Here is a 25,917-nt window from a genome sequence, read left to right on the forward strand (position 1 = left end):
CTATAATAAGCAGTAGCACACATGATTATGTATGCTACTGTAATTTGTTTTTTTATTGTTAGCGTGTACGTCCACCGCTGGATCTTGAGCTTCCGCCACCACCAGAGAAGCCGCCGCCGGATCTTGAACTTCCTCCGGAGAAGCCGCCACTTGAGCGTGATGAACCGCTATCATAACTTCTTGTTGGTGGAGTATAGGATGGTCTGGAAGTTGAACTCGGATTGCTTGAGCGTGTTTCCATCGAACGGCTCATTGGACGGGAAACTTCACCTGAGTTTGTACGTGTTCTGGAAGTTCCACTGGAACTTCGCATGCTTGGGTATGTTCCATTTGTTCTGTCTGAGCTCCGTGTTCTGCCTCCATCGGGATAGCCACTTCTCGTAGAGATACCATCTGAAGTTCTTGTTCTGCCGCCTGTTCTATCATAAGAAGAACTACGTGAGATAGAACCGTCAGAGTTCCTTGTCCTACCGCCGCTTGTTCGGCCATTAGAAACTGCCGTAATACGTCCCCTAGAATCCCGAGCTACGCCAGTACGATCATAAGTTCCTGAAGTTCTGGTACGGGAAGATGAAGTACGCACATTGTAATTGTCTCTATAGGATGATCGCGAAGAAGCATAACGTGGTCTTGAGTTACCCCAATAGCCACCGCCCCAATAACCATTGCCATACCAGCCAGAACCCCAGTATCCGCCGCCATACCAGCCACCCCAAGGGTAATAGCCGCCATACCAAGGAGATCCCCAGCCCCAGCCAGAACCCCAGCCCCAGCCTAAACCGATAGACCACGAAGAACCCCAGCCGGAACCCCAGCCCCAACCTAAACCGAAGGAAGGACCATATCCATACATCCCGCCGAATCCATAACCATACCATGGATCGAAGAATGGATCAAAATAGGTCATCCCTGGAGAGGCATAATAGAACCTGTTTATCCGATTGGCATATTCAAGATCTTCATAGGAGTCATTGTTGTAATCCTGGTCTGAATATTCGTCATCATAATAACCGCCCTGAGCTTGTCCTCCTTGTTGAACCTGATCTGCATCTGTGTAATAGTAATCCGGACTTTGATAGACTTTTTGTCTAGCCTGTCCATTATTGCCATAGACATCGTCGCTATAGATTTGCCTACTCGTACCGCAGGAACCTAACATAAATGCTCCTGTCATGGCAAGTGCTCCGATAAATAATCTATTTTTTTTCATAATATCCTAAATCGTTATTTTCGATTATACAGCCTTATTTACTATCTTAGACGCAAATTTCTCGACGGGGTTTAATCGAAGTAATCAAAAATACAAATATTTTTTATTGAACGCTTTTTGTATTGGAAATACAGACGAGATTTAACGTAATAATGTTACAATAATTTATCAATTTCATATGAGTAAAGGAATAACAAGTCGTGCAGAAGATTATTCGCAATGGTACAATGAACTTGTAATCAAAGCTGATCTGGCTGAAAATTCAGCTGTACGAGGCTGTATGGTGATTAAACCATACGGGTATGCTATCTGGGAAAGAATGCAAGCAATCTTAGACAAGAGATTTAAAGAAACAGGCCATAGCAATGCTTACTTCCCTTTATTCATTCCCAAGTCGTTTTTTTCTAAGGAAGCTGCCCATGTGGAAGGTTTTGCCACTGAATGTGCTGTGGTCACTCACTATAGATTAAAAAACGATGGTACAGGTAAGATTGTGGTTGATGAGGATGCAAAGCTGGAAGAAGAGCTGATTGTACGTCCGACTTCTGAAACGATTATATGGAATACCTACCGTGGCTGGATCGAATCGTATAGGGATCTGCCAATTTTGGTTAACCAATGGGCAAACGTGGTCCGTTGGGAAATGCGTACGCGTCTGTTCTTGCGTACAGCCGAGTTTTTATGGCAAGAAGGGCATACTGCGCATGCAACCAGCGAAGAGGCTATTGCCGAGACAGAACGTATGCTCGATGTCTATGCAGAATTTGCTGAAAATATTCTTGCTGTACCGGTTGTACGTGGCCGCAAAACCGAAAACGAACGTTTTGCCGGCGCTTTGGATACCTATTGTATCGAAGCGCTCATGCAGGATGGCAAGGCGTTGCAAGCTGGTACATCACATTTTCTTGGACAAAACTTTGCGAAAGCTTTTGATGTGAAGTTTACTTCTAAAGAAGGGAAGCTGGAGCATGTCTGGGCGACCTCTTGGGGGGTTTCTACCCGGTTGATGGGCGCCTTGATTATGGCACACTCGGATGACCAAGGATTGGTGTTGCCTCCAAAATTGGCACCAATCCAGGTTGTTATTGTTCCGATTTTTAAAACTGATGAAGAAAAGGCACAGATTGACGCATTCGTGAATCAGTTAACAAATGAGTTGAAGGTAAAGGATATCTCCGTGAAATACGATGATCGCGATACGCAGCGCCCGGGCTTTAAATTTGCGGAATGGGAATTGAAAGGTGTGCCGGTGCGTGTTGCCGTTGGCGCAAGAGATATGCAAAATGGAACTGTAGAACTGGCCCGTCGTGACACGCAAACAAAAGAAACGGTAGCGCAAGAAGGATTGGCGGGAAATATCGAACAGCTGTTGCAGGCAATACAGGAAAATATTTACCAAAAAGCATTGGATTTTAGAGCGTCCCATTTTACCGAGGTAAATTCTTATGATGAGTTTAAAGAAGTGCTGGAAGGTAAAGGTGGATTTATCTCTTGTCATTGGGATGGAACCATAGAAACAGAAAAACGTGTGAAAGAGGAAACAAAGGCGACAATCCGTTGTATTCCTTTGGATGCCAAAGAGGAGCAAGGTGTTTGTATCTTTACGGGCAAGCCTTCTAGCAGACGCGTTTTATTTGCAAAAGCTTATTAATCTTTTGATCATATGCGGATACTTATTTTAGGATGCGGCTGGCTGGCAGAATCGTTTGCCATGGATATGAAACATCAAGGACATGAGGTCTGGGCAAGTACCACACAATATGAAAAATACCATCGGCTTAAAACTGATGGTATTTTTTCGTTTATTGCTGACTTTGATAAGGGTAGTGTGTTGCCTGATGAATTTCTTCCGGACCAGTTCGACTTTGTTTTAAATAGTATTCCCGCCAGCCAAAAAAATAGTCTTTCTGGTTTAGGAACTCGTTTTTCGAATGTTAAAGGATTTCTTGAAAATATCCAATGGACCAAACAGGTGTTTTTAAGTTCCGTTGGAATTTATCCGGATAAAGATGTTGTCTATAGTGAATTGGATTCAGCTGGAATAGAATTTTCCGAAAAACTTCTTTTGGCTGAACAGCTGATGTTACAACTGCCTAACACTTATGTATATCGACTTGGAGGTCTATTTGGTAAAAATCGCATTTTTGCTAAATACTTTGCCAATCGTATCTGCACAACAGGTGAACAGCCGGCCAATTTTGTTCATCTCGATGATGTTGTGCAGTTGATTATGTTGGCTTCTATTAAGGACCTAAATCATCGTGTTTACAATGTTGTTGCACCGATGCACCCCAAGAAAAAAGATGTGATCCTAGCCTCTGCACAAAAGTATGGTTTCGATCTGCCATTGCAATTTGACCAAGGGGATCATTTTCAAAAAATAGTCTGTGGAAGCCTGCTTCAAAAGGAACTGGATTACCATTTTATTTGGCCCAATCCCTTGGAATTTTGAATTTGTCGAAATCAAAAACTTTATCTTTTTAGAATAAAGTATAATTTGCTTTATAGAGAGTATAAATAATTAAATAATTTCATTATTTTAACGTCAGTTCTGCTAGGGAAATTTGTATAGCATATCTGACCGCTAAAATCAAGCATTGGTTTTAGTTGATATGTTGTATTTTCTAATGTATCTGTATGGATAAACAACTGGTAGATTTAATATTTTAGCGCATATAAAAGAACCATGACAAACGTAGAGCGACATCAATATATTTTAAAACAATTAAAAGAGGTAGGTATTGTCCAGGTGATTGACCTTTGTGAGGAACTGGGCGTATCTTCTGTTACCATCCGAAAGGATCTTACACTTTTGGAGGAAAGTGGTCTGCTTTTTCGGACCCATGGCGGAGCAACACAATACAATCCTTATACAACGGACCGGACAGTATTTGAAAAAGAGAAACTTCGCTCGGATGACAAAAGCAGAATCGGTAAGAAGGCTGCTGAGATGATTGAGGAAAATGATTCGATTATTATTGCGTCCGGAACAACCATGCAATCGTTGGCCAGGCAGATTGTGCCTAAGGGAAACATCACCGTGGTCACTTCAGCGCTGAATGTTGCCATGGAGCTAATTAAATACCCATCAGTAGAAATTATGCAGATGGGAGGTACATTACGCAAAACTTCTACTTCAGTCACTGGAAAATATGCTGAAAATTTACTGCATGATTTTTATTGTAGTAAATTGTTTTTAGGGGTGGACGGAATAGACCTGGAGTATGGTGTGTCAACATCCAGTGCGCAAGAAGCTCAATTGAACCGTATCATGATCGATACAGCTCAAAAGGTCGTTGTGCTCGCTGATTCGTCCAAATTTGGAAGACGTAGTTTTGGGCGAATTTGTGGCTTCGAAAAAATCGATATTTTGATTACAGATGATAAAGTGAGTGCCGGATTTGTGGAATCGTTAGAGAAGTCTGGTGTGCATGTCGTGGTTGTTTAGTTTCCTGTTTTGGTCGCTTCGGGTCGTTGCGATAAGTTAATGTGGAGCGGTTGTCGCGAGTAAACAGCCAACCTTGTTATAGAAATATCTAATTTGATAGTGCTTGTGAGCAGATACTATAAACAGAAAGGCTTCTTAACCGATTAAGAAGCCTTTCTGTTTATAGTATAATTTACCTTTAGCAGAGCGCGGGTTCTTGCTGACTCAAGCAATGAAAACTACCCAGTCCCCAGATAATGTCTACTGAATTAATTCCGATAACTTTCCGTGTCGGAAAGCACTCCTGAATAATATCCAATGCTCTTTGGTCATTAGGATCGTTGAAAATTGGAACAACGACAACATCATTTGCAATATAAAAATTTGCGTATGATGCCGGAAGTCTGGTGTCCTCATAAATCACGGCTGCTGGCATCGGTAGTTCAACAATATTAAGTGATTCTCCGTTTAATAATCTGAAGGAACGAAGTGTTTCTAGATTTTCCTGGAGGATGGCATAATTTTCATCTTCCGGATTTTCTTCCACAACAGTTAAAACAGTGTTTTCATTCACAAAACGTGTAATGTCGTCAATATGGCCATCTGTATCATCTCCAATGATTCCGTCGCCTAGCCATAATACCTGATCTTGTCCATAGAATTCTTTGAGGTAAGTCTCAATCTGCTCTTTCGTATAATCAGGGTTTCTGTTTTCATTGAGCAGACATGCTGTTGTTGTCATCACTGTTCCGGCTCCGTTGAATTCGACAGAACCACCCTCCATGACGATATTCGGTGTGAATAAAGGAAGGCCAAACTCTTTAGCTATCCGTGTAGGAACGACATCATCCAGATCGAAAGGTGGATACTTGCCACCCCAGGCGTTATATCCCCAGTCAACAACTGCTTTTGTGCCTGAATTTTGATTGATCAGGAAAGCGGGACCATGATCTCTACACCAAGCGTCATTGGTCGGGTTGAAATAAAATTCAATATTGCTAAAATCGGACGTTACTTTTTTCAATTCTGCGATGGCGAATGCCTTCATATCTTCGTCAGCAACATTGATTCTAACTTTCTGTCCAGCAGCAACAGCTTTAATAAACTCGCAATAGGGCTGGTATATGGTATCAATTTTTCCGGGCCAAGATTCCTCTTTATGAGGCCAGCTCAACCACAAAGCTTCTTGTTTTGCCCATTCTGCGGGAAACGAAAAACCTTGTTTTTTTGGGGAATTATCAAAATATGCCTGTGCGAAAGTGCTTTCTTGTTCCATGCTTTAAAATGTAAAAAGCCATTTTAATCTGCTCTTCTTTTTATGAATTACAAAATTAAAATGGCCAATATGATTTGCTATTAGTCTTCGTCAATAAAACGTTTGGTGATCGGGGAGTAGGTTTCTATTCTGCGGTCACGTAGAAAAGGCCAGTGTTTTCTAAAATAATCAGATTCACTCAGGTCCAGTTCAACGACTTCAATTTCTTCTTTATCGTGAGAAGCGAGGTATAACAGTTTACCTTGTCCATTTGCCACAAAGCTACCGCCCCAGAATTTCATGGCGCCATCCTGCTCAAATCCGACACGGTTGACAGATACCACTGGTACACCATTTGCTACTGCATGAGAGCGTTGAATGGTTTGCCAAGCATTGTATTGATCTTTGTTGGTTTCTTCGTCCTGATCTGTAGCCCAGCCGATTGCCGTTGGGTAAAATAAAATTTCGGCACCCATTAATGCGGTGATCCTTGATGCTTCTGGATACCATTGGTCCCAACAGATTAATATACCTATTTTACCAAATTTTGTTTTGAATACTTTATAACCTAGATCACCGGGTGTGAAATAGAATTTTTCATAAAATGCAGGATCATCCGGGATATGCATTTTACGGTATTTGCCTAAATAGGAGCCATCAGCATCTAATACGGCAGTGGTATTATGATAAAGACCTTCCGCTCTTTTTTCAAATAATGATGCGATAATAACGACCCCTGCTTCTTTCGCAACAGCAGACAGGGCATCTGTAGATGGGCCTGGGATAGATTCGGCCAGTGCGAAATTGTCATAATCTTCTACATCGCAGAAATATAAAGAGGTAAAGAGTTCTTGCAGACACACAATTTGCGCACCTTTTGCAGCGGCTTCTTTTACTTTAGCGATAGCTTTTTCGAGATTCTCTTGTTTGCTTGCGGTACAGCTCATCTGTACAACTCCAACTTTTACTTTGCTCATTCCTTCATGCTTATTTAATTCGAGCACAAAGATACTATTCTTAATTTAGATTTGATTGTCACCCGAAAAACAAAAAAGAGCTCTTAGAGCTCTTTTCGTAATCTTGCGACAGGTATGTTTAATGCTTCCCGATATTTTGCCACGGTCCGGCGTGCGATATTGTAACCCTTCTCTTTAAGAATTTCGGTTAATTTCTCATCGGCCAATGGTTTGCGCTTATTCTCTTTGGCAATACACTCTTCCAGTATTTTTTTGACTTCTTTATTCGAAACTTCCTCACCGGAATCAGTTTGGATTGCCTCCGAGAAAAACGATTTTAACAAGAATGTTCCAAATTCAGTTTGTACATATTTTGAATTTGCTACACGGGAGACGGTAGAGATATCCATGTCGATTTTATCGGCGATATCCTTTAGTATCATCGGTTTCAATTTGCGGTCATCACCGCTAAGAAAATAGTCGTATTGATATTCCATGATGGCATTCATGGTTTTTAGCAAGGTTTGTTGGCGTTGTTTGATTGCATCAATGAACCATTTGGCCGAATCAAGTTTTTGTTTGACAAACTGTACCGCTTCCTTCATTTTTTTGTCTTTTTGATCGGATTTTTCGTAATGCTCAAACATGTGCTGATAGTCACGGCTTATGCGGAGTTCGGGTGCATTACGTCCATTCAGAGTCAAATGAAGGATGCCATCGTTGTTGCTGATATGAAAATCGGGAATGATATGAAGTTGTTTGCCTGCCACTGCTCCTGAATCACCCGGTTTCGGGTTAAGCTTTAGAATTTCATTCACCACATTTTTCAAGTCTTCAGACGAGACTCCCAGTGACTTTTCGAGCTTATCATAATGTTTTTTTGTGAATTCATCCAAATAATTGGCAACGACTTTAATTGCCAGTTTTATTGTAGGGTTGCTGATGTCTTTTTTTTGCAGCTGAATCAAAAGACATTCCTGGAGATCTCTGGCACCAATCCCTGCAGGTTCAAAATCCTGGATTACTTTTAGCATATCCAATACCTCATGCTCTTCGGTCATTACATTTTGACCAAAAGCCAGGTCATCTACTAAATTTATGATCGGACGTCGTAGGTAACCATCGTCGTCCAGACTTCCGATAATTTGTTGGCCGATTAGAAAATGCTTATCGTCCAAAGCCAGAAGGTCTAGCTGTTGTTGCAGTTGTTCGTAGAAAGAGTGCTGGATGGCAACTGGCATTTCTTTTCTGTCTTCGTCGTCATCACCGTAGTCATACCCATTTCCATAATCTTTGTAATCATCCTCTTGTATATAGTCCTCCAAACTGAAATCATCTGAATCGAAACCTTCTTCGTTATCAAAACTGTCATCAGGATCTTTATCCGGATATTCTTCGATTGGATCGGTCATGTTAGTCAAGCTACCATCTTCTAATGCAGGATTTTCTTCTAATTCTTCTTTTATTCTGGCATCTAATGAAACTGTTGGTACCTGCAACAATTTAATGAATTGAATTTGTTGTGGCGACAGTTTTTGTAATAGCTTTTGTTGTAATGTCTGTTTTAACATGCTAATAGTTGACTAGTTTACATCTAAATTTAAGCAAATATCATTATTATTTTAAAATAAAATAGATAATATGTTAAAAGTAGGTATAATATTTGCGGACATGTCAGCTAACTTATTGATCTCAACAAAGTCCTTCCTCAACTTTTTTTACATTTTTAATTCTCCATAATGAGCAAAACAAGGCTGGTGAAATGTATTTTTGCCTATTGACCTTGTTTGAATAAATGCTTATTTTTTATTGTTAAAAAATGTAAATAGTTAATTAGGGAGATGTATTTAGTTGTATATTTAGCCCCTGAAACACGTATAGGCGCATATTGAGCAAGGGTAAAACCTTTTGCTGATTCAATATGTTGAATATAAGATAAATTTCCATTTATGTTTAGACGTATAAAGAATCGGGTTCTTCGTTATCTCGTTATTGCAATATATTTCGTTATTGTTTTGGTCTGTGCCATACAACTTAATTTTTTGTGGCTGTTTGGCTATTCCCCCACAAAAAAAGATATCATTATGCCCAGCCTCAATATTTCTACTGAGCTGTACACCGCTGATAGCGTATTGATCGGTCGGTATTTTGATGAAGATAGAAATCCGGTTCCTTTTGACAGTATTCCTAAAACTGTTATTAATGCATTGATCGCAACAGAGGATGTACGTTTTTATTCGCACAATGGTGTTGACTTTTTGGGGCTCGGTTCAGGTATTGTCTCTACTTTAAAAGGAGATAAGCGCGGTGCAAGTACGATTACACAGCAGCTGGCCAAGAATCTTTACCGCACGCGTTACAATAAAGCCGGAGGGCTGTTGACACGTTTGCCTGTTGCCGGACTGGTCATTACCAAATTTAAGGAGTGGATGACGGCTTATAAGCTTGAGCAGCGGTATAGTAAAAACCAGATATTGGAAATGTATCTGAATACTGTTTCTTTTAGTAATAATGCCTATGGTATAGAAACGGCCGCAAAACGTTATTTTTCAAAAGGAGCCAATCAGCTGAATCAAAATGAAGCAGCGGTGTTGATCGGTATGCTGAAGGGGACAACCCTGTATAATCCGATCAGAAATCCTGAGAAGGCATTTGATCGAAAAAATACCGTATTGAGTCAAATGCATAAGAGTGGCTTTCTGACGAAAGCAGCTTATGATGCATTAGTTAAAGAGAAGATTGTTTTGAATGCGAATAATAAGGACGTGAATGCTGGTGGGGATTCTTATTTGCGTACCGCTGTGGCCAAATGGCTGGAAAAATGGTCCGAGGAAAATAATTACGATATCTATACGGATGGTTTAAAAATATATACAACGATCAATTCAAAACTTCAGAAACATGCTGAGGAAGCTGTGGCTAAACAGATGGCTGAGTTGCAGCAGCGCTTAAATAATACCTGGGATGGTCAGGAGCCCTGGCGTGATCTTTCTGGGAAAGTAATCCCGAACTTTTTGGAGAATTTGGCAAAGAAGACTCCTTATTATGCATTTCTGAGTAAGAAATATGCCAATAGTCCGGACAGCATTAATTACTTTCTGAATAAAAAGAAAAAAATGGAAGTTTATAACTGGAGGGATAATGGTAAGATTGAAAAAGAGATGTCCACGATGGATTCTTTAAAATATTATGCCATGATGTTGAATGCCGGGATGATGTCAATGGATCCCTATTCGGGTGAAATTAAGGCCTGGGTAGGTGGTATAGACCATCAATATTTTAAATATGATCATGTGATGCAGGCGAAACGACAAGCAGGTTCCACATTTAAACCTTTTGTTTATCTGGCTGCCCTGGAGTCTGGGATGTCACCTTGTGACAAGATTACCGATAAGCCTGTTACCATAAAGATTGACAAGGGGGATTCTATAGAAGTGTGGGAACCGAAAAATGCAGATTGGAATTTTTCATATCGTGAAATGTCGTTGCGTCATGCGATGGCCCGGTCTATTAACTCGGTTACAGTTCAGCTGACCGATATGGTTACTCCGGCGAAAGTTGTGGATGCGGCGCAGCGTTGTGGTATCGTGAGCAAGCTCAATCCGGTAGCATCTGTTGGACTGGGGCCTAATGATGTATCGGTCTTTGAAATGGTTAACGGTTACTCGACGATGATGAATCATGGCGAGCGTGTCACACCGGTACTGGTTTCTAAAATTGAAGACCATGACGGGAATGTTATCGCTACCTTTCAGGCAGAACGCAAACAAGTTGTCGATAAGCAAGATGCCTGGTTGATGACTTATATGTTGCGTGGGGGGATGGAAGAGCCCAGAGGTACGTCGCAGGGATTGTGGGAGTGGGATCTTTTTGATAAAGAGAATCAAATTGGTGGTAAGACCGGAACATCTTCCGAATATGTTGACGGCTGGTATATGGGGGTGACGAAGGATCTGGTTACCGGAATCTGGGTTGGATGTGATGAAAGAAGCATACACTTCAAGAATTCGCATACCGGAGAAGGTTCCCGAACGGCTTTGCCGATATTCGGTGTGTTTTTGGAATCCGTCTATAAAGATAAGCAATTGGGGTATACACAAGGGAAATTCCCTGAACCTACGGTCGAAATCACAAAGTCGTATAAATGTGAGACACCGCGTTATAGTGATCCGGAGCCTGAGCAAAGTGATTCAACAAGTGTTGACGAGCAGACAGATGAAGGATTTATTGGGCCGGAAGAAGAATCGACAGAAGGATCCGCTGAGCGCAATCACAATGAAGGGGGTGTTAGCGAAAATACGGGTGTATCGGAGAATCTGTAGTTCTAGTAAAATTCGTTAATGGTTTATCCTGTTTCGGACCTATGATAAATAGCTGCCTGATAAAAATTAGGTGGCTTTTTTATTGCATTTTATCAGGCGGCGTAATTACTGTTTCTCTTGGTGTAAGCCTGCTGTTGCTGTGGGAAGAGGTTGTTCCAGTTTGGGTTATTCTTGCGAATAATTCTCTCGATTTGTAGGTGTGTGAAATTTTGCAACTCGTTCATTCTCTTTTTAGCGCATGCCAGTTTTGAAAAAGCTTCGGAATAGATGATTCTGTTTAAGCTGCTCCCCTGTTGAAAAGTGAAACTATTAGCTTGCTGGAGCTCTACGACAGTGCTGAGCATATTGGAAGTAAAGTCGATTTCAAAGTATCTTCTGTTGTTGTCAGTTAATATATATACAATAAAATTGCTCATAATGCTAAATTATTTGGATGTTTAAATTTTATTTACTAATTTTATTGGCACAATATTACTAATAAATTTAGTTTTTGCAAAATATTTTTTGAAAAAATAATATGTCAAATATTTCATCCAACTTGAAATTCCTTCGAAAAGGAAAGAAAATTACGCAGCAGCAATTTGCTGATATCATGGAGATTAAAAGAGCTTCTGTCGGTGCTTATGAAGAAGATCGGGCAGAGCCCAAATATGAATTGCTAAAAAAAATTGCCGAGTTTTATGGGTTAACCATGGATGAATTGGCGAATGATGTGATTGATGAGAAGTGGAAGCCGGTGCCCAAAAGCAATGCTTCTAATCTCAGGGTATTGAGTGTAACTGTTGATGGTAGTGATCGCGAAAACATTGAGCTTGTGCCGGTTAAGGCGAGCGCGGGCTATTTAAATGGGTATGGCGATCCTGAGTATGTGGCTGAGCTTCCGAAGTTTTCGCTTCCGATGTTCGGACAGGGGACTTTTCGGGCATTTGAGATCAAAGGAGATTCGATGCTGCCTTTGCCATCGGGATCCATTATTGTCGCTGAATATGTCGAAAATTGGCATGATATAAAGCCCGGTCATACCTATGTGGTCGTATCGCGTGAGGAGGGGGTCGTTTATAAGCGTATTGCTTTTAAATTTAAGGAGGATAAAGGCTTAAAGCTTGTTTCCGATAATAAAACATATGAACCTTACTGGGTGGAGACTCCTGATATTCTTGAAGTATGGAAAGCGAAGGCTTTTATTAGCACACAACTGCCGGAGCCAACACCTGAGCCGACGATGGAAACATTGACCAGTATGATGGCGCAGATGCAAAAAACAATTAATGCAGTTGTTGACAATTCGAAATAATAGAAAAAATACTTTCGCAGTTGTTTGGGGATTTGTTTTTTATTTTATAAAATACTATATTTGCATATCTGAAAGGAAGGGGGCTCGTATTGCCCCCTTTTTTTAATACAATTAATTTAGCATTCTAGGCAGTAGAACAATGCAAGATGTAGAAAAAAGAGTCATTGAACTCATAGAAGAAAAAATAGCAGATCGCGAGGATTTGTTTATTGTTAGTGTAAAGATGCGCCCAAATAAGATCTTGGAAATTCTCCTGGATGGGGATAACGGGGTTAATATTGATGACTGTGCACAGGTGAGCCGGCATGTTGGTTTTCATTTAGAGGAAGAAAATGTCATCGATAATGCTTATCGTCTGGAGGTTTCGTCACCGGGCATAGATTCTAATTTTGTCAATAACCGGCAATACCAAAAAAATATAGGCCGTACCGTGCAGATTAAACTGGACGATAACACCAAAATTGAAGGAACATTGTTGACTGTTGATGAGACCAAGATCAGCATTCTTCAAAAAGTAAAAGAAAAAGGTAAAAAAGCGCAAGAGGTGGAAAAAGAACTTCCTTTTGATCAAATAAAAGCAACAAAAGTGGTAATTTCATTTTAAAAATAATGAGTAACAGCAACATCAATCTAATAGACTCTTTTCAGGAGTTTAAAGAGTTTAAGAATATCGACAGACCTACGGTCATTACAGTATTGGAAGAGGTTTTTCGTAGCATGATCCGTCGTCGTTTCGGTACGGATGAAAATGTGGATGTTATCGTAAATCCAGATAACGGAGATTTGGAGATTTGGAGAACGCGTGTCGTTGTTGAAGATGAATTTTCTGAGGATGATGATCTTGAGATCGAGTTGGCGGAAGCAAGAAAACACGATGAGGATCTGGAAGTAGGCGATGATTTTATCGAGCAGATCACTTTGGAAAGCTTTGGACGCCGTGCTATTTTGGCAGCCCGTCAAACGCTTGTTTCTAAAGTATTGGAACTTGAGAAGGATGAAGTATTCAAGAAATATAAAGATAGAGAAGGGGAGTTGGTTATTGGTGAGGTTTATCAGATCTGGAAAAAAGAGATTTTGGTATTGGATGAGGATGGTAATGAATTGATCTTACCGAAGTCGGAACAGATCCCTGCTGATTATTTCAAAAAAGGTGATGGTATTCGTGCAGTAGTCCATAAAGTGGATATGATGAACAACAATCCGAAAATCATTATCTCACGTACGGCACCTGCGTTTCTACAACGTTTATTTGAACTCGAGGTTCCCGAGATCTTTGATGGTCTGATTACCATCAAGAAAATTGTCCGTGAACCGGGGGAACGTGCTAAAGTGGCTGTAGAGTCTTACGATGATCGTATTGATCCAGTTGGAGCATGTGTGGGTATGAAAGGATCACGTATTCATGGTATCGTTCGCGAATTGCGTAATGAGAACATTGATGTGATTAATTTCACGACAAACCATTCCTTATATATCGCCCGTGCACTGAGCCCTGCCCGGATCAGCTCGATTAAGATCGACGAGGAAAATAAAACTGCTGCTGTATACTTAAAATCGGATCAGGTATCCCTGGCAATCGGACGTGGTGGACACAACATTAAACTGGCTGGTAAGCTGACCGGTTACGAGATTGATGTTTACCGTGAGAATGATGAATTTGATGAGGATGTGGATATCGAGGAATTCAGCGACGAAATTGAGAGCTGGGTTATCGATGAGTTGAAACGTGTTGGTTTAGACTCTGCAAAATCTGTTTTATCACTTAGTGAAGAAGAGTTGGTTAGACGTACCGACCTGGAAGAAGATACCATTCGTGATATCGTACGTATATTGCAGGCTGAATTTGAATAAAATTCAGCTTGTTAAATTTTTTCCATCTAACATTCGGAATAAATTGTTTATGGATGGAAAAAAACATATTTTTGTAATTATATTAAAATAGTTTATATTATAGATGACTGAAGGAAAAGGAACAAACTTGCTTAAAGCAGCAAAGGAACTCAACATCGGGATACATACTGCCGTCGAATGTTTAGTGAAAAAAGGATATGATGTAGAAGCAAAGCCTAACACTAAATTGAGCGGAGAGATGTATGGTGTGCTGTTAAAAGAGTTTCAGGGAGACAAATCACTGAAAGATGAAGCTAAACAAATTGTTATTGGCAAAATTCGTCGTGAGGAGTCGCCGTCCGCTTCTCCTAAAGATTCATCTAAAAATGAGGATTTTGAAGAACATGAAGAGCCGAAAGAGATTTTGGTTAAGAATACCATAGAAATCCCATCTGCCAAAGAAGCCGCTCCTGCCAAACCGGAGGAACCTGTTCATCAAGGGGGTATGAAAGTGGTCGGCAAAATAGATCTTGATGCCCTAAATAGAGGGGGAAACAAGATAAAAAAAGAAGAACCTTCCAAACAGGAACCTAAAGTGACGAATGAGGCACCAACAGAGACTAAGGTTGCGGAGAAAGCCGTAGAGCAGAAAGAAGCTGAAGTCAAAGAGCCTGTTATCGAAGCAAAAAAAGAAGAACCAAAGGTTGTTGAGCAAAAAACCGAAGTCGTTGCACCTAAGGTAGAAACTCCCAAACCTGAAGTAGATAAAACTGAAGTAAAAGCAACTCCGGTTGTAGAGACAAAAACCGAACCTGTGAAGGTAGAAGAAAAGAAAAAAGACGAAACAGCACCTAAAGCTGCTGTACCAGTAACTCCAAAAGTGGAGCCTGTGAAAAAAGAAGGCGATGATATTATTTCTGCGCGTGCAGAAAGGTTGACTGGTCCAAAAGTAATTGGTAAGATTGAATTACCATCTGCTAGACCTTCCCACAAGCCTGTGGCATCCTCTTCAAATGCTGGAAACAACAATGAGAAACGTAAGCGTAAGCGCACGAATCCAAACGGTCCAGTAAATCCGAATGCGGGACAAGGTCAGGGGCATAACAATCAGAACCGTGGTCCTCGCGATGGAAACAACAACCACAATCGTGACCAACAAGGTAACCGAGCTGGTAATCAAGGGAACAACAATAATCCGAACAATCGTCCGGGACAAAACAATCAGCATCCAGGTAGACCGGGGCAGGGTGGGAACAACCAGCACCAAGGTAGACCGGGACAAGGTGGCGCAAGACCACAACATGGTCGTTTTGACAATAGAGGAAAAGGAAGACCTGTTGAAAATAAGGAGGAACCTTCTGAAAAGGAAATCCAAGATCAAATCAAAGCTACACTTGCCCGTTTAAGCGGTGCGGGTAAATCTGGTAAATTTGCGCAACGTGCGAAATTAAGACGCCAGAAACGTGATGATGTTGCACAACATGCAGAAGAAGCTGCAATGGAGCAGGAATTGATGGCGAAGGTATTGCGCGTTACCGAATTTGTTACGGCGAATGAGCTGGCGAATTTAATGGACGTTCAGGTCACGCAGATCATTGCTACTTGTATGAGTTTAGGCATGTTTGTGTCGATCAACCAACGACTGGATGCAGAGACTTTGACTATTGTGGCGGATGAATTTGGCTATCAGGTTGAATTTATTAAACCTGAAGATGAGGAAACTGCGGAATTGGAAGAACCGGATACTGAGGCGAATCTGGTGCCTAGAGCCCCGATCGTAACGGTAATGGGACACGTTGACCACGGTAAGACTTCTTTGCTGGATTATATCCGTAAAGCAAACGTGACTTCAGGTGAGGCCGGTGGTATCACACAACATATCGGTGCTTATGCGGTGAAGTTAGATGATAATCGTAAGATCACATTTTTGGATACACCGGGTCACGAAGCTTTTACGGCAATGCGTGCACGTGGTGCGAAAGTAACAGATATCGTTATTATCGTTATTGCGGCGGACGACGCAGTCATGCCGCAAACAAAAGAGGCGATCAATCACGCGCAAGCAGCTGGAGTACCGATTGTATTTGCATTTACAAAAGTAGACAAACCGGGAGCGAATCCGGACCGTATCCGTGAGCAGCTTTCTGCAATGAATATCTTGGTTGAAGATTGGGGAGGTAAATTCCAAGCGCAAGAGATCTCCGCAAAAACCGGAGAAAATGTTGATCTTCTTTTGGAAAAAGTTCTTTTGGAAGCTGAAATGTTGGATTTGAAAGCTGATCCGAAAAAACGTGCAGTCGGTTCGGTGATCGAAGCAGCCTTGGACAAAGGCCGTGGTATCGTGACTACAGTATTGATCCAAGGAGGTACCCTTCGCGTCGGAGATCCGATTTTGGCGGGTTCACACTCTGGTAAGGTCAAAGCCTTAACCAATGAAAGAGGTGAACGTGTTAAAGAAGCAGGTCCTTCAGTGCCGGTACAGATATTAGGTATGGCCGGAGCGCCTACAGCTGGGGATAAGCTTTATGTTCTTGAAAGTGAATCCGAGGCTAGAACGGTAGCAAACAAACGTCTTCAGTTACAACGTGAGCAAGGTATGCGTGCAACGAAACATATTACCTTGGATGAGATCGGTCGTCGTTTGGCTATCGGTAACTTTAAGGAACTTAATATTATTGTTAAAGGTGACGTGGACGGTTCGATTGAAGCATTATCGGATTCATTATTGAAATTATCAACGGATGAAATTCAGGTAAATATTATCCATAAATCGGTGGGTGCGATCTCCGAATCAGACGTATTGTTGGCATCTGCTTCTGATGCGATCATTATCGGTTTCCAAGTGCGTCCAACACAAAACGCACGTAAATTAGCTGAGAATGAGCAAATCGACGTTCGTTTGTACTCTATCATCTATGATGCAATCGAAGAGATCAAATCTGCGATGGAAGGTATGTTGGCACCGAAATTTGAAGAGAAAATTGTTGCTGAGGTTGAAATCAGAGAAACATTTAAAATCTCTAAAGTGGGTACCATTGCCGGATGTATGGTTAGAGAAGGTAAGATCAATAGAAATAATGATATCCGCATAATCAGAGACGGTGTCGTTATCCATACAGGTCGATTGGCATCCCTGAAACGTTTTAAAGACGATGTGAAAGAGGTTGCACAAGGTTACGAGTGTGGTCTGAACATTGACCGTTTCAACGACATCCAAGTGGGTGATATCGTAGAGGCTTACGAACAAGTAGAAGTAAAACGTAAATTGTAATTTTCGATTTACGACATAATAAAAAAGCGTTGATGAAAATCAACGCTTTTTTATTTTAACGTGTTTCTGTTTTTCCGGTGGTCGGAAAGAGCCTTCAGTTGATTTTCATAGCTCTTGGTACTTATAAAAATATGAAGGTTTTGTTTCTAACGCTCGTATAGCTCTATCGGAAGCTGATCGGGGTCGGCGAAAAAAGTGAACCTTTTTTGTGTTAGTTCGTCGATCCTTATCCCTTCATGTAGGATACCCGCCTGTTCTAATTTATGTATTTCCGTATCCAGATTATCGACTTCAAAAGCGAGATGCCTTAAACCTGCAGCTTCAGGAAAACTCGGTCTAGTAGGGGGAGAGGGAAAGGAAAATAGTTCAATGATGTATGTTTCGTTGAGTTTTAAATCTAATTTGTATGAATCCCGCTCTACCCGATAATGTTCCTGCCAGATTTCAAGGCCGAGGACCTCAGTATAGAATTTTTTCGACCGCTGATAATCGCTACATATGATCGCAATATGGTGTATTTTGTTTAAGCTTAATTTCATTTTGCTCTTTCGTATTGTTTTGGCCAGGGGATGTCCACGGATAATTCTTTTGCAAAGTGTAAAGGAAGATGTGGATCATCTAAAAAACTCCGAGCAATCATAATTAAATCCGCCTGATCTTTCTCAATAATATCGGCGGCCTGAGTCGCTGTTTTAATAATGCCGACAGTAGCAGTTTTGCTTCCGGTTTTTTCTTTGATCGCTACAGCAAAAGGAAGTTGATAAGCGGGGCCGACATCAATTTTTTGATGTGAAACAGCTCCACCACTTGATACGTCGATGATATCTATACCCTGTTCTACCAAGAGCTTTGACAGTGCTATGGATTGATCAAGGTCCCAACCGTTCGGGGCCCAGTCTGTCGCTGAAATACGTACCCATAAACTTTGTGTTGTTATTTCTTGTTTTACCCTTTTGATGATCTCCAGCAAGAAACGGATTCTATTTTCAAATGTACCACCAAATTGGTCTATTCGTAAGTTGCACAAAGGAGAGAGAAATTGATGGATGAGGTAACCGTGTGCTGCGTGGAGCTCGATGATTTCGTAACCAGCTTGAATAGCTCTTTTGGTAGCTTGTCCAAACTGTTCGATGATTTCTTCGATCTCATTTGTTTTAAGCTCTTTGGGGGCGTAATCTGTCGGATGGAAAGCCAGTGCCGATGGAGCGACAGTCTGCCATCCTAGGGCTTCTGAGGGGGCAAATTGACCACGGCCAAGCCAAGGCTTGTTGCTGCTGGCTTTTCGGCCAGCATGCGCGATTTGAATACCGGGGAGAGCACCGTTTGCTTTGATAAAGGCAGTTATTTCTTTCAATTTGTCAATATGCCGGTCATCCCATATCCCGAGGTCTCCATAGCTGATTCTACCTTCGGGTGCGACGGCTGTTGCTTCCTGTATGACTGCTGCTGCACCTCCAATGGCAAATTGACCGAGGTGGACAAGATGCCAGTTGTTTGCAAAACCATCTTCAGCAGAATATTGGCACATAGGGGAAACGACTAAGCGATTTTTCAGGTTTAAGGAACCGATGTTTATCGATGAAAATAGTTTACTCATAATTTCTTGTTTATATTAAACGGGTGTAGTGAGCTCCTGTCTGAGAATGGTGTTGATAGATCATAAATAATTCTATTGCGGGCCTTAAGCGTTGTTAAAGGTCCGCAATAGTGGTTTTATGGATTTGTAGACCATAAAGAGGCTGATTTTAACATCGCTCTTCTAGGCAATTTTAAATTTGCGATAATTAGTTCCGCGAAATCTTCCGGTTGCAATACCTTTTCAGGGTCCCCGTCCGTGAGGCCAAGATCCTTCGACATATCTGAAGCGATGGTACTCGGCATCAGGGTGCATACCCGGATGTTGTTTTTACGTACTTCACGCATCAAGGAATCAGCAAATCCGATAACGCCAAATTTTGAAGCGCTATAGGCCGATGTGGTAGCCGCGCCATTCAGTCCAGCCGTAGAAGATACCATGACAATGTCACCCTGATTTTTTTCAATAAGTTGTGGCAGGATAGCCTTTGTAACAAAATAGGTCCCCAGCAGGTTAACGTTGATAATCGCTGTCCAGTCATTAACGTCCATGTCCATCACTGAAGAAAAGGAAGATATACCCGCATTGTTAATTAAAATATCAAAATAGCCAAAGGTTTCATTGAGATTTTTAATTTCCTGTTGCACGGCAGTGTTGTCAGCCACGTCAAATACTGCGTAGGTAACCTCCGTCCCTAATTCAGCCAGTTCGGCAGCGGTCTGTTTCAATGCAGTTTCGTTTCTGCCCGTAATCGCTACGTGGACGCCTTCTTTAGCCAATGCTACAGCAATGGCCTTGCCCAATCCTTTGGCCCCACCTGTAACTAAAGCCCTTTTTCCTGTTATATTTTCCATACGATAAAAATAAGAATGATCTCCCGGATTACTGTCAGATGAACCTCAAAAGACAGTCTATTTAAGCTTTTTGATGAGGTTTTCTATAATGGGATAGGTATTTGCCCGTACTTCATCAAATTGGTCCACGTGACGCCATTCTGCTTTTGTAATATCTTCGGCTGTTTGCGGGATCAATTTCGGAACCTTATTAACGCCCATTTCATACCAGTTTGTTGCCTTTAATACAAACTCGCCGTTGCGTAAATAGTAGGTATGGTATGATGTGGTAATCTTCTTGCCTAAATAATTTATTTTAATACCACATTCTTCTTCTACTTCACGTACGGCGGCTTCTTTCATCTTTTCATTATCTTCAACCTTACCTTTGGGGAGATCCCATTTGCCCAAGCGGTAAATAAAAAGATAATCTCCATCACCATTTTTGACCAGCCCGCCAGCTGCTTTGATGATTTTAAGCTTGCTTTTTAAATTTTGAAATACGGTCTCGAAATCCTTGTTGACGTAGAGATAGGTCTTTGGAACTTTATCAATTTCAGATTGTTTGAAAAGTTTTTGAAGTTCAATGTCTTGAATACTAATTGTTTGCGTGTTTTCGGTTTTCGAAGGAACAAAATCTGCTAAAATTAGCACGGTTTCGTTCATATAAATTTTATAAATTTGCGCCATGAATAATTTAAATGAGGTTGAACAAAAAGTTGCTGAATCCTTATTGCAAATTAAAGCAATAAAATTGCAACCTAAAAGTCCTTTTACTTGGGCGTCGGGTTGGAAGTCTCCAATTTACTGTGATAACCGTATCACTTTATCTCATCCAGCAATACGTACGTATATTCGTCAGAAGCTTTCTAAGCTTATTCAAGAAGAGTTTGGATCAATAGATATGATTTCTGGAGTTGCTACGGCAGGTATTCCACAAGGGGTGCTGGTAGCGCAGGATTTAGGCCTGCCGTTTTCTTATGTTAGAAGCTCAGCGAAAGATCACGGCCGTCAAAATATGATTGAAGGCGAGGTCGTTAGTGGTCAACGTGTCGTTGTGGTTGAAGATTTAATTTCAACAGGTAAAAGTAGCCTGATCGCTGTTAAAGCATTGCGCGAAGCAGGTTGCAATGTTGTTGGATTGGTTTCCATATTTACGTATGGATTGCAACAGGCGACAGATAATTTTGCAGATGCAAAATGTCCTTATTTCAGTCTATGTAACTACGACGCGCTAATTCAGGTTGCAGCCGAAAATAGCTATGTATTGGAAGAGGATGTTGAAATTTTGAAAAAGTGGCGATTGAATCCTGCGGGATGGGGTGAAAACTTTCAATAAAGATCAATAATTTACCGTTATGACTACCATTCAGAATACCACAGAAATCAACAGGAATGTAGGCGAAGTATTTGCTTTTTTGACTGATCTCAACAATCACGAACAGTTAATGCCTGAAAATATTTATAATTGGTCTTCAACAACAGACGAAGCCCGATTTACCATTCAAAATATGGCGAAATTGGCGTTAAAGGTTGAAGAGCGGATAGTCAATCAATTGATTAAGCTCGTTCCATCCGAAAAGGCACCATTTGAGGTTACCTTACGCTGGGAACTACAGGCCGTATCGGATACGGTGACGAAAGCGAGCTTTGTGATTGATGCCGATTTAAATATGATGATGAAAATGATCGCTACAGGTCCGCTTCAAAAGCTGATCGATTTTCAGGTAAACAAACTGAAAGCAGTGCTGGGATAGTAGGTGTTGTGACGGATTATAACATAAAAAAAGCTCGATCGTTAGATCGAGCTTTTTTTATGTTATGCTATTCGCTCATTTACTTTTTTCCAGTTGACAACGTTCCACCAATTTTTGATATAGTCTGCCCTTTTGTTTTGGTAATGTAAGTAATAAGCATGCTCCCAAACGTCGAGACCCAAAACGGGGATACCTTTTACTTCCGCGACATCCATTAATGGATTATCCTGATTTGGCGTAGACGTTATTTTCAGGTTTCCTGAATCGTCGAGGATCAACCAAGCCCATCCCGATCCAAAACGGGTGGTTGCTGCAGCGGCAAATTGCTCTTTGAATTTGTCAATTGAACCGAAAGTCTTATTGATCATCGCCAGCAGTTTTTCCGAAGGCTGGCTTGCTTTGTCGGACAGGCTTTCCCAAAAGAAATTGTGATTCCAGGCACCTCCCGCATTATTTCTGGCTTTTGCGGAATATTTGGATATGTTAGCTAAAAGTTGCTCTTCTGAAGTTTCTTTGATGGATTCAGCAACAATGGCCTCGTTGACGGCGTTGATATAGGCCATATGGTGCTTTGTATAATGGATTTCCATCGTCAGGGCATCAATATTGGGCTCCAAAGCGGCATAACTGAAAGGTAACTTGACTTGAGAAAACTTTAAAGCAGCGGCATTTAATTCAGTTTCTTTCGCGGAAGCAATATCTTGTAATATTGATCCAGATACAGCAATACCTAATGTGGCTTTTGCTGCATTTTGAAGGAAGTTTCTGCGTGTTTGCATATAATCTTAATATGATAAGTTTTAATATAAATATAACGTGAAATTCTACAATTATTGTACGAGAATTGTCTGTCAATTGTAATACAACAAAATTGTTATATAGCGCATCCCTAAAAAGCCGCTTTCGAATCCTTTTTTTCATTTGTGTAAGCCAAAATTCGACAGTATATTTGGCTTATGTACGCATTACGAATAGCAAAGATAATTCCTCAGCCCAATAATAATATTACTTTTCAGCTGGAATCTACTGACGGTGGCTATCCTCCTTATAAAGCTGGTCAATTTATTACGCTTTCTTTTATGTTTGGTGATCGGGAAGTGCGTCGTTCTTATTCTTTAAATAGTTCCCCAGATTATAATGAGCCGCTAAGCATCACCGTAAAACGTGTGGAAAATGGCGAAATTTCGAGGTTACTTCATCATACGATAAGCGAAGGGGATATTGTTCAAGCCATGGAGCCACAGGGATTATTTATCTATGAGCCCGAACAATATAAAGTAAGGACTTTATTTCTATTTGCCGCCGGTATTGGTATAACGCCTTTGTATTCGATTCTTAAAACGGCACTTCTTGTTGAAGAGAAATCTAAGGTCGTTTTGGTATATAGCAATCGATCTGCTGATCAGGCACCCTTTCGGGAGGAATTGGAGGAATGGGCCAAGCGATTCCCAGATCGTTTAACGATCGTCTGGATTTATTCCAACAGTAAATATCTGATGAAGGCCCGTCTGAACAGGGATTATATTCTTTCCATTGTCAAGGATCATCTCGTTGGGCCAAAAGAGGATGCATTATGCTATACCTGCGGGCCGGTTATTTATATGGATTTATGCCGTTTCACACTTTTGGGAATGGGCTTTGATACTAATCAGATAAAAAGAGAAACGTTTTTATTGCCTGAAAATGAGGAAGATGATGACGACGAAACTGAAAAGGTAATCGATACGACGTCTTATCAGATCAAGTTACATTTTCAGGACGAAACCTATGCGCTTGAGATTCCTTACAATAAGTCCATTTTGGACGTAGGACTTGAGCATAAGATCAAACTGCCTTATTCCTGCAGGTCTGGTATGTGCAGCACTTGTATTGCTCAATGTTCCAAAGGAAAAGTGAGAATGGATTACAATGAAGTGCTAACAGACCGAGAAATGGAGAATGGACGTATCTTGCTGTGTACCGGTCACCCGCTGGAGCATGGAACCGAGATCGAGGTGTTATAAAGGAGGATGTTTGCCTCGTTTATTTGATGAACTACGGATATTTCAGAATAATATTTCAATAAAGTGATTGATGTTGTTTATTTGTTCTGTTTGAGTCCCAATAAAAATTGCATTTCAGAGCAAATTTAGTTAAGTTTGGATATAACCGTTTTTATATCTAACTATTATGGGAAAATTACTCTGGAGCCCGACAGAAGAGCAGCAATCTCAATCGGAGATCAATAGATTCAAACAGTATGTCGAACAGCGATATCAATTATCCTTTGCGTCTTATCACGAGCTCTGGAAATGGTCAACTGCGCATATTGCTGACTTTTGGGAGAGTGTTGCAACTTATTTTAAGATAGAATTTCGTTCAGATTTTACGCATATATTAACTTATCCCGCGGACAGAGCTAGTTTTATCGGGACGAAATGGTTCAGTGGAGCGACGTTAAGCTACGCGGAGCATGTGTTTCGCCGTGCCACAGATACCCGGCCCGCTCTTGTTTTCCAGTCGGAACAAGATTCTCGACGTGAAGTCTCCTGGGAAGAGTTGAGGGGAATGGTGCTCAGATTACAGGTGTATTTAAAAAATCAGGGGGTCTCGAAAGGGGATCGCGTGGCAGGCGTGCTGGTTAACGGGGTTGAAGCTATAGCTTTATTTTTGGCTACGAATTCAATTGGAGCAATCTGGTCCTGTTGTTCCCCTGACTTTGGTGAGGCAAGTATTCAAGATCGTTTTGAGCAAATCGAGCCAAAGGTGCTTTTTGCAAATGCGGAGTACACTTATAATGGACGGGTCTTTGAGAAAGAAGAAAGTGTACGAAAGCTCGCGGAATGTTTGCCCTCCCTGAAGGCCTGTGTTTTTATTCATGATAAAAACTGGCAAATGATCATGAATTCTACCATCCCCCAGGGTGAACTTCAGTTTACAGCCGTGGCTTTTGAAGATCCCATATGGATCTTGTATTCTTCGGGAACGACAGGAAAACCTAAAGCGATCACACATGGCGCCGGAGGGATGCTGTTAGAACACATGAAAGCCTTAGGGTTGCATCAGAATGTGCAGGAGGGAGAGCGGTTTATGTGGTATACGACAACAGGCTGGATGATGTGGAATTATGCACTTTCGGCACTATTAATGGGCAATACCTTGTGTATATATGACGGGGCAACCAACTTCCCGGATAAACTGAGCCTGTGGAGGTTTGCAAAAGAAACTGGCGTTGATCATTTTGGTGTGGGCGCTGCTTATTTAATTTCTTGTCAGGATCAGGATCTAAAAGCATTGGAGTATATGCCGAAAACAATTGGATCGACCGGTTCTCCATTACCACCAGCTATTTTTGAATGGATTCATCAGCAATTTCCGGAAACTCAGATTATTTCGTTGAGTGGTGGTACGGATGTCTGCAGTGCTTTTCTTTCAGGATGCACCTTGCTTGATGTGCATGCCGGTGAAATACAGTGCCGTACCTTAGGATCCAAAATAGAAGCTTTTAACGCAGATGGAATCGCTGTCTATGAAGAGGTGGGGGAGCTGGTTATTTTGGAACCGATGCCTTGTATGCCGATTTACTTCTGGAATGATGCGGGCAATCAAAAATATTATGATAGTTACTTCGATAAGTATGCCGGTATCTGGAGCCATGGTGACTGGATTCAGATAACGAAGAATGACGGAATAATTATGTATGGTCGCTCTGATGCTACCCTTAATCGTGGCGGCGTACGCATCGGGACTGCTGAAATCTATAATGTATTGAATGCAACAGATGAGGTGCAGGATAGTTTGGTCATTTGTGTCGATCACGAAAATGGCTCTTCTGATATGTTACTTTTTGTTCAGCTAAAAAGCGGGACCTTAACGGATGAACTGAAGGATAAAATCAAAAAATCTCTTCGAAGGGAATACAGTCCCAGGCATGTGCCCGATCAAATTTTTCAGGTTTCCGACGTCCCCTATACCTGGAGCGGGAAAAAGCTGGAACTGCCAATAAAAAAGATTTTCTCAGGTATTCCTACCGAGCGGGCAGTTTCAAAAGATGTCATGCGTAATCCGGAGGCTGTGAATGGATTTGAAATAATTAGCAAAACATGGAATATGTTGTAATGAATAAAAGATTGGTCATACATCTTTTCACCCCTCCGCGGTCACCGATCGTGGAGGGGTTTGTATTGTTGGGATAAACCTTTTAGGG

At 41.2% G+C, this 25,917-nt stretch carries 22 protein-coding genes; 12 read left to right on the plus strand and 10 right to left on the minus strand.

All coding sequences use genetic code 11. The annotated features are described in order from the left end of the window. Positions 1-58 precede the first annotated feature (58 nt). The gene (locus tag D7322_RS03445; protein WP_121121354.1) at positions 59-1,210 is read right to left on the minus strand and encodes a hypothetical protein; all 1,152 of its coding nucleotides are present in this window, start codon (positions 1,208-1,210) and stop codon (positions 59-61) included. Positions 1,211-1,388: 178 nt separating this feature from the next. On the opposite strand from D7322_RS03445, the gene proS reads away from it, so the two are divergent. From proS to agaR, 3 genes are all read left to right on the plus strand, one after another. Then, positions 1,389-2,861 (plus strand): proline--tRNA ligase, encoded by a 1,473-nt coding sequence (gene proS, locus D7322_RS03450; RefSeq protein WP_121121356.1) that lies wholly within the window; start codon positions 1,389-1,391, stop codon positions 2,859-2,861. Positions 2,862-2,873: 12 nt separating this feature from the next. Beyond that, on the plus strand, positions 2,874-3,662 hold the full coding sequence (locus tag D7322_RS03455; RefSeq protein ID WP_121121358.1) for a Rossmann-fold NAD(P)-binding domain-containing protein: 789 nt from the start codon (positions 2,874-2,876) through the stop codon (positions 3,660-3,662). 234 nt (positions 3,663-3,896) lie between these two features. After that, positions 3,897-4,658, plus strand: coding sequence for a transcriptional repressor AgaR (agaR, locus tag D7322_RS03460; protein WP_120258429.1), 762 nt, complete (start codon positions 3,897-3,899; stop codon positions 4,656-4,658). A gap of 178 nt (positions 4,659-4,836) precedes the next feature. Here the strand turns inward: agaR and D7322_RS03465 are convergent, their stop codons facing one another. The 3 genes from D7322_RS03465 to rpoN all read right to left on the minus strand — a co-directional run bounded on the left by D7322_RS03465 (position 4,837) and on the right by rpoN (position 8,419). Next, positions 4,837-5,913, minus strand: a complete 1,077-nt coding sequence (locus D7322_RS03465) for an agmatine deiminase family protein (RefSeq protein WP_121121360.1) — start codon at positions 5,911-5,913, stop codon at positions 4,837-4,839. 80 nt (positions 5,914-5,993) lie between these two features. Continuing rightward, positions 5,994-6,869 carry a carbon-nitrogen hydrolase gene (locus tag D7322_RS03470; RefSeq protein ID WP_121121362.1) on the minus strand — a complete coding sequence of 292 codons (876 nt, stop codon included), beginning with the start codon at positions 6,867-6,869 and terminating at the stop codon, positions 5,994-5,996. A gap of 83 nt (positions 6,870-6,952) precedes the next feature. Further along, positions 6,953-8,419, minus strand: a complete 1,467-nt coding sequence (gene rpoN, locus D7322_RS03475; RefSeq protein WP_121121364.1) for an RNA polymerase factor sigma-54 — start codon at positions 8,417-8,419, stop codon at positions 6,953-6,955. A 378-nt stretch (positions 8,420-8,797) separates the two neighbouring features. Between rpoN and D7322_RS03480 the strand changes: the two genes are divergently transcribed. Beyond that, entirely contained in the window at positions 8,798-11,170 is a 2,373-nt protein-coding gene (locus D7322_RS03480) for a penicillin-binding protein 1A (RefSeq protein ID WP_121121366.1), read from the plus strand. A gap of 92 nt (positions 11,171-11,262) precedes the next feature. Here the strand turns inward: D7322_RS03480 and D7322_RS03485 are convergent, their stop codons facing one another. Further along, complete coding sequence (locus D7322_RS03485) at positions 11,263-11,586, minus strand: GIY-YIG nuclease family protein (protein WP_121121368.1); 324 nt, start codon at positions 11,584-11,586, stop codon at positions 11,263-11,265. A 101-nt stretch (positions 11,587-11,687) separates the two neighbouring features. On the opposite strand from D7322_RS03485, the gene D7322_RS03490 reads away from it, so the two are divergent. From D7322_RS03490 to infB, 4 genes are all read left to right on the plus strand, one after another. After that, entirely contained in the window at positions 11,688-12,464 is a 777-nt protein-coding gene (locus D7322_RS03490) for an XRE family transcriptional regulator (RefSeq protein ID WP_121121370.1), read from the plus strand. Between the two features lie 139 nt (positions 12,465-12,603). Further along, entirely contained in the window at positions 12,604-13,068 is a 465-nt protein-coding gene (gene rimP / locus D7322_RS03495; protein ID WP_121121372.1) for a ribosome assembly cofactor RimP, read from the plus strand. A 5-nt stretch (positions 13,069-13,073) separates the two neighbouring features. Continuing rightward, complete coding sequence (nusA, locus tag D7322_RS03500) at positions 13,074-14,315, plus strand: transcription termination factor NusA (protein WP_104382659.1); 1,242 nt, start codon at positions 13,074-13,076, stop codon at positions 14,313-14,315. Positions 14,316-14,418: 103 nt separating this feature from the next. Further along, positions 14,419-17,565: a translation initiation factor IF-2 gene (gene infB / locus D7322_RS03505; RefSeq protein WP_121121374.1), complete on the plus strand. Its 3,147-nt coding sequence runs from the start codon at positions 14,419-14,421 to the stop codon at positions 17,563-17,565. A gap of 146 nt (positions 17,566-17,711) precedes the next feature. Here the strand turns inward: infB and gloA2 are convergent, their stop codons facing one another. The 4 genes from gloA2 to D7322_RS03525 form a co-directional block, all read right to left on the minus strand. Then, positions 17,712-18,104 (minus strand): SMU1112c/YaeR family gloxylase I-like metalloprotein, encoded by a 393-nt coding sequence (gene gloA2, locus D7322_RS03510; protein WP_121121376.1) that lies wholly within the window; start codon positions 18,102-18,104, stop codon positions 17,712-17,714. Continuing rightward, positions 18,101-19,162 carry an NADH:flavin oxidoreductase/NADH oxidase gene (locus D7322_RS03515; protein ID WP_121121377.1) on the minus strand — a complete coding sequence of 354 codons (1,062 nt, stop codon included), beginning with the start codon at positions 19,160-19,162 and terminating at the stop codon, positions 18,101-18,103. The genes gloA2 and D7322_RS03515 overlap by 4 nt, the downstream gene beginning before the upstream one ends. A gap of 116 nt (positions 19,163-19,278) precedes the next feature. Next, positions 19,279-19,995: a 3-ketoacyl-ACP reductase gene (locus tag D7322_RS03520; RefSeq protein ID WP_121121379.1), complete on the minus strand. Its 717-nt coding sequence runs from the start codon at positions 19,993-19,995 to the stop codon at positions 19,279-19,281. Between the two features lie 57 nt (positions 19,996-20,052). Further along, positions 20,053-20,640: an NUDIX domain-containing protein gene (locus D7322_RS03525; protein WP_245971241.1), complete on the minus strand. Its 588-nt coding sequence runs from the start codon at positions 20,638-20,640 to the stop codon at positions 20,053-20,055. 22 nt (positions 20,641-20,662) lie between these two features. Here D7322_RS03525 and pyrE point away from each other — a divergent pair, with 22 nt between their 5' ends. Together pyrE and D7322_RS03535 are read left to right on the plus strand one after the other, a co-directional pair. Next, positions 20,663-21,313: an orotate phosphoribosyltransferase gene (gene pyrE, locus D7322_RS03530; RefSeq protein WP_121121383.1), complete on the plus strand. Its 651-nt coding sequence runs from the start codon at positions 20,663-20,665 to the stop codon at positions 21,311-21,313. A gap of 19 nt (positions 21,314-21,332) precedes the next feature. Next, positions 21,333-21,731 (plus strand): SRPBCC family protein, encoded by a 399-nt coding sequence (locus D7322_RS03535; protein ID WP_121121385.1) that lies wholly within the window; start codon positions 21,333-21,335, stop codon positions 21,729-21,731. A 62-nt stretch (positions 21,732-21,793) separates the two neighbouring features. On the opposite strand, the gene D7322_RS03540 is transcribed toward D7322_RS03535, so the two are convergent. Then, positions 21,794-22,510: a superoxide dismutase gene (locus D7322_RS03540; protein WP_121121387.1), complete on the minus strand. Its 717-nt coding sequence runs from the start codon at positions 22,508-22,510 to the stop codon at positions 21,794-21,796. 177 nt (positions 22,511-22,687) lie between these two features. Between D7322_RS03540 and D7322_RS03545 the strand changes: the two genes are divergently transcribed. Both D7322_RS03545 and D7322_RS03550 read left to right on the plus strand, forming a co-directional pair. Next, positions 22,688-23,734, plus strand: a complete 1,047-nt coding sequence (locus tag D7322_RS03545; RefSeq protein WP_121121389.1) for a ferredoxin--NADP reductase — start codon at positions 22,688-22,690, stop codon at positions 23,732-23,734. Between the two features lie 166 nt (positions 23,735-23,900). Then, on the plus strand, positions 23,901-25,829 hold the full coding sequence (locus tag D7322_RS03550) for an acetoacetate--CoA ligase (RefSeq protein WP_121121391.1): 1,929 nt from the start codon (positions 23,901-23,903) through the stop codon (positions 25,827-25,829). Positions 25,830-25,917: the final 88 nt, after the last annotated feature.

The sequence above is a fragment of the Sphingobacterium puteale genome (assembly GCF_003627955.1).
Taxonomy (GTDB): Bacteria; Bacteroidota; Bacteroidia; order Sphingobacteriales; family Sphingobacteriaceae; genus Sphingobacterium; species Sphingobacterium puteale.